This window comes from Paenibacillus sp. S28, assembly GCF_016624415.1.
Lineage (GTDB): Bacteria > Bacillota > Bacilli > Paenibacillales > Paenibacillaceae > Paenibacillus_AQ > Paenibacillus_AQ favisporus.
The window spans coordinates 50,254-64,730 of the sequence record NZ_JACVTM010000025.1; the positions used below are offsets into that span (position 1 = coordinate 50,254).

The 14,477-nt window shown below is 47.7% G+C and carries 23 protein-coding genes and 1 pseudogene; 23 read left to right on the plus strand and 1 reads right to left on the minus strand.

Features of this window, described 5'->3' with window-relative positions; all coding sequences use genetic code 11:
- Window positions 1-38: 38 nt before the first annotated feature.
- From IAE55_RS31645 to IAE55_RS31750, 23 genes and pseudogenes are all read left to right on the plus strand, one after another.
- Window positions 39-469 (plus strand): annotated as a pseudogene (locus IAE55_RS31645) (GNAT family N-acetyltransferase).
- 78 nt (window positions 470-547) lie between these two features.
- Window positions 548-1,075, plus strand: coding sequence for a GNAT family N-acetyltransferase (locus tag IAE55_RS31650; RefSeq protein ID WP_234490013.1), 528 nt, complete (start codon window positions 548-550; stop codon window positions 1,073-1,075).
- Between the two features lie 21 nt (window positions 1,076-1,096).
- On the plus strand, window positions 1,097-1,741 hold the full coding sequence (locus IAE55_RS31655; RefSeq protein WP_200634829.1) for an HAD family hydrolase: 645 nt from the start codon (window positions 1,097-1,099) through the stop codon (window positions 1,739-1,741).
- Window positions 1,742-1,801: 60 nt separating this feature from the next.
- A complete protein-coding gene (locus IAE55_RS31660) occupies window positions 1,802-2,320 on the plus strand; it encodes a GNAT family N-acetyltransferase (RefSeq protein WP_200634847.1) in 519 nt (172 codons plus the stop codon).
- Between the two features lie 99 nt (window positions 2,321-2,419).
- On the plus strand, window positions 2,420-2,809 hold the full coding sequence (locus tag IAE55_RS31665; RefSeq protein WP_234490014.1) for a hypothetical protein: 390 nt from the start codon (window positions 2,420-2,422) through the stop codon (window positions 2,807-2,809).
- 39 nt (window positions 2,810-2,848) lie between these two features.
- Complete coding sequence (locus tag IAE55_RS31670; RefSeq protein WP_200634830.1) at window positions 2,849-3,337, plus strand: hypothetical protein; 489 nt, start codon at window positions 2,849-2,851, stop codon at window positions 3,335-3,337.
- Window positions 3,338-3,465: 128 nt separating this feature from the next.
- Window positions 3,466-3,561, plus strand: a complete 96-nt coding sequence (comI, locus tag IAE55_RS34045; RefSeq protein WP_019419116.1) for a competence inhibitor ComI — start codon at window positions 3,466-3,468, stop codon at window positions 3,559-3,561.
- Between the two features lie 339 nt (window positions 3,562-3,900).
- Complete coding sequence (locus IAE55_RS31675; RefSeq protein ID WP_200634831.1) at window positions 3,901-4,470, plus strand: HAD-IA family hydrolase; 570 nt, start codon at window positions 3,901-3,903, stop codon at window positions 4,468-4,470.
- Window positions 4,471-4,557: 87 nt separating this feature from the next.
- Window positions 4,558-5,049 (plus strand): NUDIX domain-containing protein, encoded by a 492-nt coding sequence (locus IAE55_RS31680; protein ID WP_105445946.1) that lies wholly within the window; start codon window positions 4,558-4,560, stop codon window positions 5,047-5,049.
- A gap of 44 nt (window positions 5,050-5,093) precedes the next feature.
- On the plus strand, window positions 5,094-5,738 hold the full coding sequence (locus IAE55_RS31685; RefSeq protein WP_200634832.1) for an HAD family hydrolase: 645 nt from the start codon (window positions 5,094-5,096) through the stop codon (window positions 5,736-5,738).
- A 4-nt stretch (window positions 5,739-5,742) separates the two neighbouring features.
- Window positions 5,743-6,231, plus strand: a complete 489-nt coding sequence (locus IAE55_RS31690; protein WP_200634833.1) for a GNAT family N-acetyltransferase — start codon at window positions 5,743-5,745, stop codon at window positions 6,229-6,231.
- Between the two features lie 142 nt (window positions 6,232-6,373).
- Window positions 6,374-6,754, plus strand: coding sequence for an NUDIX hydrolase (locus IAE55_RS31695; RefSeq protein WP_200634834.1), 381 nt, complete (start codon window positions 6,374-6,376; stop codon window positions 6,752-6,754).
- A gap of 44 nt (window positions 6,755-6,798) precedes the next feature.
- Entirely contained in the window at window positions 6,799-7,185 is a 387-nt protein-coding gene (locus IAE55_RS31700; RefSeq protein ID WP_200634835.1) for a VOC family protein, read from the plus strand.
- Window positions 7,182-7,748: an ATP-binding protein gene (locus IAE55_RS31705; RefSeq protein ID WP_200634836.1), complete on the plus strand. Its 567-nt coding sequence runs from the start codon at window positions 7,182-7,184 to the stop codon at window positions 7,746-7,748. The genes IAE55_RS31700 and IAE55_RS31705 overlap by 4 nt, the downstream gene beginning before the upstream one ends.
- Window positions 7,749-7,857: 109 nt before the next feature.
- A complete protein-coding gene (locus tag IAE55_RS31710; protein ID WP_200634837.1) occupies window positions 7,858-8,457 on the plus strand; it encodes a GNAT family N-acetyltransferase in 600 nt (199 codons plus the stop codon).
- Between the two features lie 65 nt (window positions 8,458-8,522).
- Entirely contained in the window at window positions 8,523-9,104 is a 582-nt protein-coding gene (locus IAE55_RS31715) for a DJ-1/PfpI family protein (RefSeq protein ID WP_200634838.1), read from the plus strand.
- A gap of 136 nt (window positions 9,105-9,240) precedes the next feature.
- Window positions 9,241-10,173: a cysteine synthase A gene (gene cysK, locus IAE55_RS31720; protein ID WP_200634839.1), complete on the plus strand. Its 933-nt coding sequence runs from the start codon at window positions 9,241-9,243 to the stop codon at window positions 10,171-10,173.
- Between the two features lie 49 nt (window positions 10,174-10,222).
- Complete coding sequence (locus IAE55_RS31725; RefSeq protein ID WP_200634840.1) at window positions 10,223-10,609, plus strand: tautomerase family protein; 387 nt, start codon at window positions 10,223-10,225, stop codon at window positions 10,607-10,609.
- Window positions 10,610-10,625: 16 nt separating this feature from the next.
- Complete coding sequence (locus IAE55_RS31730; RefSeq protein WP_200634848.1) at window positions 10,626-11,036, plus strand: hypothetical protein; 411 nt, start codon at window positions 10,626-10,628, stop codon at window positions 11,034-11,036.
- 57 nt (window positions 11,037-11,093) lie between these two features.
- Window positions 11,094-11,864 (plus strand): nucleotidyltransferase domain-containing protein, encoded by a 771-nt coding sequence (locus IAE55_RS31735; RefSeq protein ID WP_105445938.1) that lies wholly within the window; start codon window positions 11,094-11,096, stop codon window positions 11,862-11,864.
- Between the two features lie 37 nt (window positions 11,865-11,901).
- On the plus strand, window positions 11,902-12,474 hold the full coding sequence (locus IAE55_RS31740) for a GNAT family N-acetyltransferase (protein ID WP_145160490.1): 573 nt from the start codon (window positions 11,902-11,904) through the stop codon (window positions 12,472-12,474).
- 43 nt (window positions 12,475-12,517) lie between these two features.
- Window positions 12,518-12,658 (plus strand): hypothetical protein, encoded by a 141-nt coding sequence (locus tag IAE55_RS31745; RefSeq protein WP_167372900.1) that lies wholly within the window; start codon window positions 12,518-12,520, stop codon window positions 12,656-12,658.
- 86 nt (window positions 12,659-12,744) lie between these two features.
- Entirely contained in the window at window positions 12,745-13,290 is a 546-nt protein-coding gene (locus IAE55_RS31750) for a GrpB family protein (protein ID WP_145160488.1), read from the plus strand.
- A gap of 53 nt (window positions 13,291-13,343) precedes the next feature.
- Here IAE55_RS31750 and IAE55_RS31755 read toward each other — a convergent pair whose 3' ends face one another.
- On the minus strand, window positions 13,344-14,360 hold the full coding sequence (locus IAE55_RS31755; protein WP_105445934.1) for a substrate-binding domain-containing protein: 1,017 nt from the start codon (window positions 14,358-14,360) through the stop codon (window positions 13,344-13,346).
- Window positions 14,361-14,477: the final 117 nt, after the last annotated feature.

Below are 14,477 nucleotides of genomic sequence, written 5' to 3' on the forward strand. Positions count from 1 at the left end.
AAGGAGTAACACGATATTGAACCCAATAGGAGGATACGGTGCCCGAAATCTCCAAAATACGAAGAGGAACAGCCGATGAAGCGAATTACGTAAGAAATAAATTGATTGAATTTAACTCAAAGCAAGTTCCCAATGGATTTATGAAGAAGTGAACCTTTGCGTAAAGGATGATGAGGAACACATCATAGCCGGCTTAAACAGTGTGATATGCTGGAACTGGATGGAAATTGATATTTTGTGGGTAGATGATGAGCATCGTGGAAGCGGACATGGGAAAAGGTTACTGGAGGAAGCGGAAGAAATTGCACGCTCAAAGCAGTGTACTTTCATAAAATTGAACACCTTCAGCTTTCAGGCTCTTGAGTTCTATAAGAAGTATGGATATAAAGAAATGGCTGTGATCGAGAACGCCCCTCTAGGAAATAAGCATTACTACTTCATAAAACAGTTAATCGATCATCAATTTTAGGAGCATGATTGGAATGACAACAAGCTCAGGCAATGTAAGGGCTTGTTTTTTATACAAGTATTTATTGGTGAGTGGGTGATGTCATTGAAGATTGAACTGAAAGCTTTATCAGAAACCGACGACAGGGACATTTTTGAGATGATCCATGAAATTGGACTAGGCGAGAACGGGTTTACCACCAATTTTCCGGAACATGATTTCGATCAGTTTAAAGCCAGTTTACCTAGATTGGTTGAAATTTCAACGGGGATTAACTTGCCTGAGGGCTATGTTCCACAGACGATTTATTGGATGTACATCAATGATCGTCCCGTTGCTTATGGAAAATTGAGACATCGATTGAATGAACGCTTAGCGGAATATGGCGGACATATCGGTTATATCGTACGGCCAAGTGAACGTGCCAAGGGCTACGGAAAGCTTTTCTTGTCGGAGCTCGTAAAGAAGGCAAAGGATTTTGGAATTGAAAAACTGCTACTCACCTGTGACGAAGAAAATATAAAGTCCAGGAAGGTCATTGAGTGTAACAGCGGAACTCTTGAGGGGATTAATAAAGGGATTTGCAAGTACTGGATACAGAACCCATCATCCCAAACCAGCAATTAGAAAGCAGGTCGACATTAGCTCATGAAATACAAACATCTTTTATTTGATCTGGACGGCACGATTACGGACCCTAAGATAGGGATTACCAAGTCGGTACAATATGCACTGAACAAATTCGGGATTCAAGAGGTTGACTTAGATAAGCTGGAGCCGTTTATCGGTCCCCCGTTGAAAAATTCGTTTATGGAAATCTATTCTTTTTCCGAGGACCAAGCGCTGCAAGGCGTTGAATATTATAGGGAGTATTTTAGGGAACGCGGAATGTTTGAAAATGAGTTGTATCCCGGGATGCAGAGCGTGCTGAAACAGCTGCAGGACGACGGATTTACGCTGTATGTCGCCACCTCTAAACCGAAAGTGTTTGCGGATGAGATCCTGAAATATTTTGAAGTAGACCATTACTTTGAATGGGTCGTTGGCAGTCATCTGGATGGGACGCTGTCCGACAAAACCGAAATCATTACATACATCCTCCAGAACAGAAACCTTGTTAAAAGCGAAGTGGTTATGATCGGCGACCGAAAGCACGATATGATCGGGGCCAAAAACAACGGGATTGACTCTATTGGAGCCGAGTATGGATATGGAAGCGACGGAGAGCTGCTCCATGAAAATTGCACTTATTACATCAAGAAGATCGAGGACATTCTGGGTATAGTCTATTAAGAATGGAGCGGCACGGACGGTCAGATGATAAAACAAATGTGAATGAGGAGAGCAACCGAGATGAATGTACGATTAATCAAACCTACGGCAGAACTGCAAGAGGAGTACCTCTCTTTTTATCTGGACTGGAAGGAAAGCAACGAACCGATTGTGCCTTGGGTAGTTTCGAAGGATCCTGCGGATTTTGCAGGGATGATCCGGTTTTTAGAGGACAATGAACAAGGCAAGGACCTGCCGGATGGATATGTAAGGAACTCCACGTTGTGGCTGGTGACGGAGACGAATCGGATCGTAGGAGCCGTAAATATACGACATGAGCTTAATGAAAAATTATTGGAAAGCAGCGGACATATCGGATATGGGATCCGTCCTTCGGAAAGGCAAAAAGGCTATGCCACCGCATTGCTCTCCTTAGCCCTTCAAGAAGCCAAGGAGCTTGGAATACATAAAGTGTTGGTGGTCTGCGATGCCTATAATATAGGCTCTAAGAAAACGATCCTCAACAATGGCGGGATTCAAGACCAAGACTTTATTGAGGAAGACGGAAATGTCTTGAACCGTTTTTGGTTCGAGGTCTAAGGGCAGCACAGACCGGAAAAGAATACTTTCGATGGCTCACGCACCGTCAGAGGAAGAAGCGGATTTTCACCCAATAGACTTCAGTTGAGAGGGAGTGGGATGACAGTGTTGGTATCCATATCGGCGATGGTATTCACTATTTTGACTTTAATTGTGGTGCTTTTTCAACTGGCTTTGGCACTAGGAATGCCATGGGGAAGTTATGCGATGGGTGGAAAGTTCCCAGGAAAATACCCGCCGGGTATGCGAGTGGGGGCGATTGTCCAGGCTATCGTTCTTCTCGCCATCGCGTCGATCGTGCTGAGCAGGTCGGGCTTATTCGTTCCGTCGTGGGATTGGTTTGCCAACAAAGCGATCTGGTTTGTGGTTGCTTTTTCAACGATTTCAACCGTGCTGAACCTGATTACTCGAAGTAAATGGGAAAGAAGGATCTGGGCGCCCGTCTCTCTGTTATTGCTCGTGACGAGTGTGATTGTTGCGGTGGAGTAGTGAGAGACAATCGAGTCATAGGAATTGGAGGAGGGCAGGATGATTGTGAAGAAAAGACATATCCGGATTGACGCAGAGAACTGGATTCACGATCCGGAACAGGCTCATGTGGGTGTAGTGGTTACTTTTCCCGATGCAACACGTTGGATATCGAATTTCTATACAATCCCATGCATCGAATCCATGAGAAGAGATTATTTAACGAGCAGAGCATGCCTCGATGGAGCCTATTGGTGTGCATCCACACCGGTTATTATCGTTGACACCATTAACCGGGAGCGAATTGAACAAGTCGTTGACGATTTGATAGAAAAAGAGGGCTTACCGTATTTATTTGAGTATTTTGGGCCGGTAGAGGAGAGGGATTTAGAGTCATCTGATTATCCTCCAGATTTTTTTGACAAAGGCTCCAGGATGGATCCTTGGTATATTTCTTGGCATGCTGTGCGGCTGAAGCAGATGTTAGATCAGGCGGATGTGGAGGTAAGAGAGAGGCTCAAGGAGCAGCTGTTTGGGGAATCTTCATAAGATTCTTAAGGATTAACAATCCTGGAGAAAGTGACGGGAACGCTTGTGCGTATATGTAATAAAAGGTAAAATATAACTACAATTGAATCTTGGGTGGGCATGGTTTCCCTTCGAAAGGAGGTGAAGCCATGGAAGTAAAAGACGCATTAACGATCATGTTCCTATTTGGGACGTTCATTCTTGCTCTTTTAACATACATCAATAATAACAACAAGAAAAAGTAAAAACCCACCCAAAGGTTGGAAGCAAAAGGTGGGTTTTTTTCCTTTATACTGACTAAGAAGGGGAGTCCCATCCAAGCCAATTGTATGGACCAAGTGTTACCAGCACTTGGTCTTTATTACATATATAATAACACAAAAAAAATATGTATCAAAGATGATGCAATTTATTTCATCAAAATTGAGGGAATCGTCGAAATTCGAGATGATGAGGATAACGATATTTTTATAGACGAATTTTTAGAATTCATAGAGAGGCATCAATGGTATTTTGGAGGCGGGAGCAGAGAAGTGAATGAGTCGGGAGAGGATCTCTAATTCTAGTGAAGGGAGGAGGAAGTATTGAACATATTATGGGACTTCGATGGTACCTTATTTAATACATACCCGGCCTATACGGACATTTTTTATGAGGTGTTGGAACAGCAAAGACCCACAGAAGAAATCCTGCAGCACCTGAAAATCTCGTTTACTCACGCAGTAAAGTACTTCAATCTAACGGAGCTTCAAATCAAAGAAATTTTTAGAAGAGAAGAGAGCCTGCAACCGGAACAAACGCCACCCTTCCCCGATTTAGAGAACATTCTACGGACAGCAGAAAAGAATGTAATAATGACTCACAAACCTCGGAGAGAAGTCATCCAAATACTGCAATATTATCACTGGGAGTCCTATTTTGTGGATATCGTGGCCGGGGATGACGGCTTTCCCAGAAAGCCGGATCCGGCGTCATATCTACATTTGCACCATAGAAACCGAATCGATTTCATTATCGGCGATCGGGAGATCGATATATTGCCTGGTAAGGCTTTAGGAATTAAAACCTGCTTGTTTCAAAACGAAACTCCGGGCGCCGATTTTTACCTAACCAACTACAGAGACTTTTTCAACGTTATACCCTTAAAGAAATAACGACTCGGGCACCGGTCAATATTCCTATTAAAGTATGCATGTGATCTGTTTTTAGTGGGTAAATCGAGTGAATAGGAGGAGAGCGTTATGTTTTTTGTTAACGCGAGGGCCATCATTGAGCGTGTTCATCGCAACCAACCGGAGATCATTCTTCAGACCCGTAACAAGCCGGGCGAAAAATCGTTGGAATTGCCGGGAGGGAGACTGGAGCTCTTTGAACCGATCCTGGATGGATTAAGGCGCGAAGTGCGAGAAGAGACAGGATTAACCATCGTCGAAGTAGAGGGCAGCGAGAAAAGGATCGATACGCGCGGGATCAACCCAGGGTTTGAGGTGGAGTGCGTCGAACCCTATTGTGTATACCAGACCATCAAAGGTCCGGTTGATTCCATTGGCATGTACTTTTTATGCAGAGCGGAAGGGACTTTGCTTCGAAATGGCGACGAAACGGCAGATGCCGGTTGGAGACCGGTCGATGAAATCCAGAGGATGATGAAAGAGGAACCAAGACAGTTTTCCGATGTGGACCGGGCTGGGATCATGTATTATTTGAAGCATAAGTTTGGGTTGTTACAGTAAAGTAAAGCAATATAACTGCAGGTTGGGCGAAAGGGAGGAACTTCATGAACAGCGCATTTATTTTCGATATGGATGGCGTCATTATTGACAGCGAACCGATTCATTTTGACGTGGATATTAAGACATTGGATTACTTTGGTGTGAAAACGACAGAACAGGAGCTGGAGCGGTTTGTCGGGATGACGAATCCCGAGATGCTGGGCATTTTCAGGCAGGAGCACAATTTGGTGCATACGATTCAGGAAATGATCGAGTATCAACTGAATCTGAAAATGAATATTCTCAATAATCTCGAAATAGAGCCTATAGTAGGCATTCGGGAGCTGATTGCTCAACTTAAGCAGCGGAATATTCCGATGGCGGTCGCTTCGTCTTCTCCGAGGATTTTTATTGAAGGTGTTCTTGGAAAATTCGGGCTGAGCCATTTTTTCAAGACCGTGGTCAGCGGTGAAGAGGTTCCAAAAGGAAAACCCGCACCCGACATTTACCTCGAGACAGCAAAGCAGCTCGGAGTCGACCCGCAGAATTGCGTCGTCCTTGAAGATTCAAGAAATGGGGTAATCGCCGCCAAGAAGGCTGGCATGATGTGTATTGGATATCTGAATCCGAACTCGGGGAACCAGAACCTGGACCAAGCGGATATCACGGTTCATTCCTATGATGGGATCAAGCTTGGGGAGATTTTTTAAGCGGATGGAGGTTCTGGTTACTAGAGCAGCCGAGTCGCAAAAAGAATTATTAGCAAACTTACTACAGTTCTATGTATATGATTTTACCGAATTCACTAATATCGCTATTGGCGAAGACGGGAGTTATCCAAAACTGCCTGAACTGGATGCTTACTGGGACCCTGCCAGTGGGCATCATCCCTATTTGATTAAAGTGGACGGTGAAATAGGCGGGTTTATTTTAGCAAAAGAAATAGAACATCCCAGAAAGTACAGCCGATTGTGCCATTTCTTTATTCTTCGCAAATTTAGGAGGCTGGGAGCCGGTACAGGGGCTGCTGTGGACTTTTTGAAAAGTAGTTCGGGGGAATGGGAACTAAGTCAACTTAGCAGCAATATTCCGGCTCAGGCGTTTTGGGATAAGGTCATAGACAAAGTAGCTGTTGAGGGCAAAGTCAGCGTAAGGATGGAGAAGGGCAGAAGGTATCAAAATTTTATTGTGAAAAAAGGATAAACTCATGCGCTAATTAGTATGGCTTCCAGTGAGAATTTCGTTATATCTCATGAAAGGGAGGATTAGGATGCCAATTTGTATCAATCAGAATGGGGATGTGTTTGACGAATTTCTGCCCGTATCCGAAGAGGAAGCAGCCCAAATGAACCTGGATTTTCCGATAACTCACGCCTTGGTCGTTGCCAGGAATAAGGACGGATTTTTGCTGCTCCATAATACATGGAAGAATCACTGGGAATTACCCGGCGGAATATTGGAGCCTGGCGAATCCCTTCGGGAATGCGCTATACGCGAGATGGCTGAGGAGACCAATCAAACCTCGAATCGTGTTGCGTTTAGAGGAATGATGAAGTTCCGGTTAAAGGACGGCAGGATTGAATACGGTGGATTATTTTGCGCGGATATTGACCAGGAGAGGCCTTTTGTCATCAATAATGAAGCGAGCAGAATTGTATTCTGGGATGGTCAAGAAGACATCGGTTATATTGATGAGATTGATCAGGAATTATTGAAATATTATTAAGGCAAAACATGGTTGATCCGTGAATAATGAAGGGAGGAAGTATTTTGAACCATCTCGTAGAGAACGTCGATCACGTGCAATTGCCGGTGCAGGATATTCCGCAAGCGGTTGAGTGGTATAACAAAGTGCTGGGTCTTGAAGTGATGACGGTGTACGATCACGCGGCTTGGTTAAAATTTAACTCCGGTCCAGTTCTGATGCTGCACCGCAGCACAAAGAATGAGCGAACATTTTGGCTGGCGGAAGATGAATTTCCGATGCCTTCTTTTATGTTTATCACCCGGCAGATCGAACACCTGCACGATACCCTGCAGGACAACGAAGTACATATTAGGCAGTACGAAGATCACGGATTCGGTTGGGTCATCAAATTCGTCGATCCTTTCGGAAATGAGCTGGGAGCTTATCAGCCTGAGGAGCAGCCGCAGTGAAGAGGCTCGTCATCCTGACTGTAGGGGTAACCCACAGCGGTAAATCGACGTTTGCCCAAGCCTTGGAAGGACAGCTGCCGAACTCCCTGGTCATTGATCAGGACAACCATGCGGACTTTATCAATACCCACTACCGGGCTTTGCTGCCAAAACAAGGACCTAATCGGATCAAATACGCCGTGACTCAGACCATTGTGGATTATGCGGTAAACCAGACCTCCTATCATCTCATCCTGTGCAACTCCAACCGCCATCGCCATGCCCGCCTCAAACTAGTCGAGTATTACCGAAACCACGGGTTTACGACGGTTGTCGTTTATTTTGACCTTCCGAATGCGGTCCTTCAAGAACGGGTAGCTCACAGCCAGCGCAGCACTTCCATCTTCAGCAAAGCTTCTTCCTTTAAAGCAGTTTTGGATCGACAGCAGGCGGAGTCTCCGGACAGCGGCGTCATAGAGCCTACGGCGGAGGAAGCGGACCATTTCTTTGTGATCCGGAACGGTGATGATGCCGGTGACGTGATCCGTCAGGTTGCTGAACTGGCAGCACCCAACTTCGACTGAAAAGGGGCGGCGTTCCGATGAGAAGGACCCTACTGCAATCTATCATTTTTTCGGCAGTCTACGATCATCATTTCAACTTTAGTTACCCCCCACAAGGAGGCCCACGAATTTGAATACAGACACGCTATTCGACACCTTTCCTACCTTACACAACGACAGCATTGAGCTGGGTAAAATCGAACCGGCCCATATAGATGACCTATACGAAATTTATTCCAACGACCGCGTGTTTGACTACTGCGGGATCATCCCCAAGCACAATAAAGACACGGTGAAAAAGATGATCGGGCATTTCGAACGCGACTATAACAAAAAATCGAGAGTGAAGTGGGGCATCTTTATCCCTGATTCATCCCAAAAGCTCGCCGGTATTGCCGAAGTGTATGATATCAACTCCAAAGTGAATATGATGTCCATCGGCTACTTTTTAAATGAAGATTATTGGGGGCAGGGCATCGCCACGAAAGCGGTGCAGCTGCTGACCGGCTATTTATTCGAACAGGTGGGGGTCAATCGGCTTCAGGCCGAAGTGATGCCGGCGAACGGTGCTTCCAAGCGCGTGCTGCAGAAGAACGGTTTTATGCTGGAAGGCACGTTAAGGCAGGCGACCGTCTGGTCGGGTAAAGGCGTTGTCGATTTGGAGATCTACGGCTTGTTGAAAGAAGAATATGCTGCCTCCCATACGGCGTTGAGCAGTTCAAAAATATAGAAGAGCCCGGGGTCGTTTCAGATAGCTGTAATCCTAGGCTGCCCTTTCTGAGAGGATGATTCGGTTTGAAAATTGCGCTGGTCTTGTTCGATGGCGTTACGTTTCTGGATTTTGTCGGCTTTTATGATGTCATCTACCGCTTGCGGCAGTTTGAACCAACGAAAGATACGACATGGGACATTTGCGGCTTAACGGAGGAAGTGACGGATGAACTGGGGATGCGGGTCAGCGTGAATGTAATCCGGCCGGATTTGTCGGCGTATGACCTGGTGTTCATCCCTGGGGGAATGGGAACGAGAAAGCTGCGGGAGGATGCGGATTTTATCGACTGGATTCGGACGGCTGAATCGGCGGAATTCAAAGTGTCTGTATGCACAGGTTCGCTGCTGTGGGGAGCTGCGGGGTTTTTAAAAGGACGGAAAGCGACGACCCATCCCAACGTCTACGACTTGCTGCAGCCTTACTGTGAAGAGGTGGTTCAGGCCCGGATTGTAAAAGATGGCCATTTCATCACGGCCGGCGGGGTGGCCACCTCCATTGATCTAGGCGTATACGTCATTGAACGATTCGCAGGAGCAGAAGCGGCGCAGCTCGTGAAAAAGCAGATCGACTACCCCTATCAAGCCGTCGGTATTGTAGAGGTATAACCAGGACAGCGCGGGTAAGCGGCCTGTCTTAGGTGCTTCACGGGTCGCATGGATTGTTTTTATTTTCCGGAAATGATAACTTGAAGTAATGACCAACGGAGGAAGTTGGATTTTATACTCAGGAGTGTTAACGGAAATGACAATCGCCAAGAACTTGACTGAACTTATAGGAAATACGCCGCTGCTGGAGCTGGGCCATGTGATGGAGAAGCACGAGCTTCAGGCGACCCTCATTGCGAAACTGGAGTATTTTAACCCGGCAGGCAGCGTAAAAGACCGCATCGGTTATGCCATGATCAAGGATGCCGAGGAACGCGGACTGCTGAACAAGGACTCGGTGATCATCGAGCCGACGAGCGGAAATACCGGGGTAGGTCTGGCTTTTGCGGCAGCGGCTCTCGGTTACAAGCTGATTATTACCCTGCCGGAGAGCTTTAGTCTGGAGCGCCGCAAGCTGCTGCTTGCGCTTGGAGCCGAACTGGTGCTGACACCGGCGAATGAAGGGATGGGCGGTGCCATCCGCAAAGCCGAAGAAATCGCGGCATCCACCCCGAACTCTTTTATTCCGCAGCAATTTAACAACCCGGCCAATCCGGCGATTCACCGGATGACGACAGCAGAAGAGATTTGGAGAGATACCGGCGGAGATGTGGACATTTTCGTCAGCGGCGTCGGTACAGGCGGCACGATCACTGGCGTTGGCGAAGTGCTGAAGGAAAGAAATCCGTCCGTGCGGATCGTGGCGGTGGAGCCTTTTACCTCGGCGGTTCTGTCCGGAGGGAAGAAGGGTGCACACCAGATTCAAGGCATCGGGGCAGGTTTTATTCCGGATAACTTCAACCCGTCCATCGTAGATGAGATCATCCAGGTCAAGGACGAAGACGCGCTGGAAACGGCCCGTTCGCTGTCCAGATGGGAAGGATTACTGGTAGGCATCTCGTCCGGAGCTGCCGTTTACGCGGCCATTCAATTGGCCAAAAGACCGGAGTATCACAATAAACGGATCGTCGTCCTGCTGCCCGATACAGGGGAAAGATATCTCTCGACGCCTCTTTTTCCTAACGTGTAACCAAATCAGCATCCCGGGATGATTCTATTTCATGGAAGGGGAGAGACGGATGGCTCAAATTAAAATTTTCGGTCTGCGTTCCACGCTGAAACCGATCCAGAGCGCTTTTTCGGATGTGCTTCACGTCTGTGCCGTGGAGGCGCTACAGCTGCCTCAGGATAAAAGGTTTCACCGGTTCTTTTTCATGGATCAAGAAGACTTCATTTACCCCGGTGACCGCACCGACAAATATACGATTATTGAAATCAGCATGTTCGAAGGACGATCGGCTGCCGCGAAAAAGCAGCTGATCCAGCTTCTTTTCGAAAAAATTCCCGCCCTGGGAATCGGCGTTTCCGATCTGGAAATCACGATTTTTGAAACACCGAAAGCAAATTGGGGAATCCGCGGCCTTCCGGGGGACGAGCTGCATCTCAATTATCGGGTGGATGTGTAGAGCAAGGAGAGCAGCGATGGACAGGGAAATGGAGGCGGACTTTATCAAGCGGTTTTGCCGGAAAGAAGTTCGAGAGAGACTGATCTTTGAGCTCAGTTCGGAAAAGAAACGAAAGCATGCTTTAAGCCGATTTTCACATCGGTATGAAGACCTCTTCATTCTTCGACGGATGATAGAAATTCCCAAGCCCAATTCGGATGTTCAGCGTATTTACGAATTAATGCTGAAACATAAGGCTGCCAACGTGTCTTACTGCATCTCATGGAATGTTGAAATTGACGGGAAAAAGCTGCCCCTGCTTGAAGCGCTCCAGAGTGCTGTTGGATTTGGGCAGCCGTCCATCCTTATTTGCGGGGAAGGGCTATCCTATTTTGAAGCTGAGCAGGAAGCAGGACCTCCGCGCAGGTTTCTTTTAGAGGGCGATTGAAACTTATGATTAAAAATGCAGAGTGTTCCTTTCATACGTGACGGAAGGAGGCAAACAGTGAAAGAGAGCATAAAGCAGAGTCTAGTGGAAATTGAACAAAAGCATCAGGTTAAGATTCTTTTCGCTGTGGAATCAGGAAGCCGTGCATGGGGTTTTCCTTCCAAAGACAGCGACTACGATGTTCGTTTTGTCTATGTGAACAGACCCGAATGGTACCTGTCGATCGATGATAAAAGGGACGTTATCGAACTGCCGATCAACGATATGCTGGATATCAACGGGTGGGACATCCGAAAAGCGCTGAAGCTGTTTAGAAAGTCCAATCCTCCGTTGTTAGAATGGCTTGTTTCTGACATCGTTTATGATGAAAACTATGGATTTAGAGACGAGTTGTTAGGCATCAAAGAGAAGGTGTTTTCTCCCAAAGCCTCCATGCACCATTATCTAAGTATGGCTCAAGGGAATTTCCGGGAGTATTTGCGCGGTGAGCATGTGAAGATTAAAAAATACTTCTATGTACTGCGGCCCATTCTGGCATGCAAATGGATCGAAAAGTATAACACGAGTCCTCCGATTCTCTTTCAGGATCTCGTTGCGGATTTAATTTCAGATGAGTCCCTTTTAGAAGAAGTTCATTCGCTCTTAAGCCGCAAGATGGCCGGGGAGGAACTGGATTATGAAAAGCGGATCGATCGCATCAATGACTTTATCGAAGCCGAAATTGAGCACGTTATCGATTTTTTGAAGGACTTTAAGTCAGAACTCCAAGATCCGACACCGCTGCTGGATGAGCTGTTTCGAAAATATTTGAAGGTCGTTTGGAGCTAATACCTAATAGAAGCGCTTAGAATGGGGAGGCCCATGGATGATGGATGTAGGAAAACTATTTTCAAGTCCTCCAACATTTGAAACGGCGAGACTTCGGATTCGAAGACTGGAACTCTCTGATGCCGCAGATTACTTTGAGCTCGCAAGCGATCCGGATGTGTCGGCTGAAACCGTGTGGGACCGGCATCATTCCATAGAGGAGACCGTCGATTACCTAATCAGAGTCAATCAAAGGTTTGATATGAAGCAGGCGATCCATTGGGGAATTGTCGAGAAAGCTAGTGGCAAACTGATAGGCAGAACTGGCCTCATCCATGTGGATCCGGTGCATGAAAAAGCCGAAATTGGTTATGCGTTGGCTAGAGCTTATTGGAGTAAGGGGATCGTCACGGAAGCGACGAGGGAAATCTTGCGATACGCTTTTGTCCAAGCAGGATTCCATCGGCTGGAAGCCAGATGCAACGCCAGCAATCCGGGGTCTTACCGGGTGATGGAGAAGCTCGGGATGAGCTTCGAGGGAGTGCTGCGGGAACAGCTGAAGATTAAGGGGCAGTTTGTGGATCAACGGATGTACTCCATTTTACGGCAGGATACGGAATGGAGTGTCTAAGAATAACTTGGAGCAGCAGTTATAACGATTGGAGGACGATCACATGCTATTTCTGTTTGTCATCCTGCTGATCGCTCTGGTTGCCATCATCAATAACCAATATGCAAGCCTGAAGAAGATGGATGCGCTGCAGCAAACCCTGCGGGAGATCAGCGAAAAATTAAGCGACCGCAGCAGGGAATAACGCCGGCGTGCATCCGATCCCAATGAAGACAGAGAGGCGTCCTGCGTGGATTCCTCTCTTTTGTGTCGCCAGGAAAGGAGCCAGATATGGAAAACCAATGGAGAATTGCGCCGTATGATCCGGCGTGGAGACATCTCTTTTCTGAATTGGGGATGAAACTAAGAGGAGCCTTGGGGGAGGCGGCCGTGCGAATCGACCATGTGGGATCGACCTCTATTCCCGGGATGGATGCGAAGCCGATCATTGATGTTCAGGTGTCGGTAGCGGCTTTGCAGGATGTTGCGCGTTACCGGGACAAGATGGAGTCTGTCGGTTTGGTACTCAGGGAGGACAATCCCGACCTGACGAAAAGATACTTTCGTGAAGTTCCCGGCACCCGCAGAACGCATATCCATGTGCGGCAGGCAGGGAGCTGGTCCGAGCAGCTGACCCTATTATTCCGGGACTACCTGCGCGAGCATCCCCAAGACTGCCGGCGTTATGCGGCCGAGAAGCATCGCCTGATGCAGCGGTTTCAGCATGAACGCGAGAAATATGTGGAGGGGAAAGGGCCTGTTGTATGGGAGATTCTGCAGAGAGCGCATGATTGGTCGCAAGCGACCGGCTGGACGCCGCCGAAATCGGATGCATAGCGAAGCGGAAGATCAGCATGCCGCAGCATCGTAAGGTGGGATCACGGTCTGACTCAATCTGTAGAGCCTGCTTTCTTCACGGAGTTTCTGTAAATGATTTTGCCTTGAACAAGAACGCGGCCGAAGCGCATTTCCGGAGAGCTGATTTTCTTCAGCAGGGAATGGACGGCGCTCTGGGCCATTTGCGGCGTATCGACCTCTACCGTCGTCAGGTGCGGTTCAGTCAGGGTAGCGAACACATCATTATCAAACCCGACCACAGAGCAGTCCTCGGGTACACGGTAACCCTGCGATTTGAGCTTGAGGACGAGCAAATGGGCAACCCGGTCGCAGTTGCAGACGAAGGCGGTAGGCATATCCTCCGGCAGTTCCATATCGATCAGCGTTCCTTCCTCATCCCGGTCATTGACGATCCAGCGGTCGTTCAACGGGATTCGGTGTTCGAGCAAAGATTTATAGTAGCCCAGGTACCGGTCCTGGATGCTGCTGGTCGAATACAGATTGCCGACGTAGCCGATCTTCCGGTGACCCTGCTGGACCAGATAGTTCGTGATTTCATAGGCACAGTAGAAATTGTCGGTCGTCACCGAGTCGATGTTGGAATGCTCGTCATAAAAGTCGAGAAACAGCTTCGGCTGTTCCATATGCTCCAGCGCTTCGATATAAGGCTTGCTGATCTGGCCAAGGAGGATGAATCCGTCCACTTTGCGGTCATAGTAGATGCGCGGCAGGTGGAGCAGTTTCTCGTCTTCGGCGGACAAAATATGCAGAATGCCGTCGTAGCCGTATGGCTCAAGGGCCATCGAAATCTGCTGGTACACTTTCAGGTAAAAAGACTGCGTCTGTCCGGTAAAACGCTCGGGAATGACGACGCCGATGTTATAGGTTAAGCCTTCTTTCATCGATTTGGCGACTTTGTTGATGCGGTAGCCCATTTCGTCCGCGAGCTGCTTGATCCGCTCCTTTAATTCGTCGCTGACGCCTTCCTTGTCATTCAAAGCCTTTGAGACGGTGACGCTGCTGACGCCCATTCGCTCGGCGATGTCCCGCAAGGTGATATGCTTGTTCATTCCACCATCTCCTTACAACAATTGGTTATTCGAAAAAGGTCCGTTACATTGAACGCCGGGGGGCGGTGGGGGGCCGGGCGCGGCCAAAAAAAAATTTTTAAAATATTTAATTGTTTT

Excerpts from the sequence above, each read along its gene's own strand:
- IAE55_RS31650 (WP_234490013.1), top strand. The coding sequence starts at position 548 with ATGTCATTGAAGATTGAACTGAAAGCTTTATCAGAAACCGACGACAGG.
- IAE55_RS31670 (WP_200634830.1), top strand. The coding sequence starts at position 2,849 with ATGATTGTGAAGAAAAGACATATCCGGATTGACGCAGAGAACTGGATT.
- IAE55_RS31740 (WP_145160490.1), top strand. The coding sequence starts at position 11,902 with ATGATGGATGTAGGAAAACTATTTTCAAGTCCTCCAACATTTGAAACG.
- IAE55_RS31725 (WP_200634840.1), top strand. The coding sequence starts at position 10,223 with ATGGCTCAAATTAAAATTTTCGGTCTGCGTTCCACGCTGAAACCGATC.
- IAE55_RS31730 (WP_200634848.1), top strand. The coding sequence starts at position 10,626 with ATGGACAGGGAAATGGAGGCGGACTTTATCAAGCGGTTTTGCCGGAAA.
- IAE55_RS31755 (WP_105445934.1), bottom strand. The coding sequence starts at position 14,360 with ATGAACAAGCATATCACCTTGCGGGACATCGCCGAGCGAATGGGCGTC.
- IAE55_RS31655 (WP_200634829.1), top strand. The coding sequence starts at position 1,097 with ATGAAATACAAACATCTTTTATTTGATCTGGACGGCACGATTACGGAC.
- IAE55_RS31690 (WP_200634833.1), top strand. The coding sequence starts at position 5,743 with ATGGAGGTTCTGGTTACTAGAGCAGCCGAGTCGCAAAAAGAATTATTA.
- comI (WP_019419116.1), top strand. The coding sequence starts at position 3,466 with ATGGAAGTAAAAGACGCATTAACGATCATGTTCCTATTTGGGACGTTC.
- IAE55_RS31745 (WP_167372900.1), top strand. The coding sequence starts at position 12,518 with ATGCTATTTCTGTTTGTCATCCTGCTGATCGCTCTGGTTGCCATCATC.
- IAE55_RS31685 (WP_200634832.1), top strand. The coding sequence starts at position 5,094 with ATGAACAGCGCATTTATTTTCGATATGGATGGCGTCATTATTGACAGC.
- IAE55_RS31680 (WP_105445946.1), top strand. The coding sequence starts at position 4,558 with ATGTTTTTTGTTAACGCGAGGGCCATCATTGAGCGTGTTCATCGCAAC.
- IAE55_RS31660 (WP_200634847.1), top strand. The coding sequence starts at position 1,802 with ATGAATGTACGATTAATCAAACCTACGGCAGAACTGCAAGAGGAGTAC.
- IAE55_RS31750 (WP_145160488.1), top strand. The coding sequence starts at position 12,745 with ATGGAAAACCAATGGAGAATTGCGCCGTATGATCCGGCGTGGAGACAT.
- cysK (WP_200634839.1), top strand. The coding sequence starts at position 9,241 with ATGACAATCGCCAAGAACTTGACTGAACTTATAGGAAATACGCCGCTG.
- IAE55_RS31695 (WP_200634834.1), top strand. The coding sequence starts at position 6,374 with ATGAACCTGGATTTTCCGATAACTCACGCCTTGGTCGTTGCCAGGAAT.
- IAE55_RS31665 (WP_234490014.1), top strand. The coding sequence starts at position 2,420 with ATGACAGTGTTGGTATCCATATCGGCGATGGTATTCACTATTTTGACT.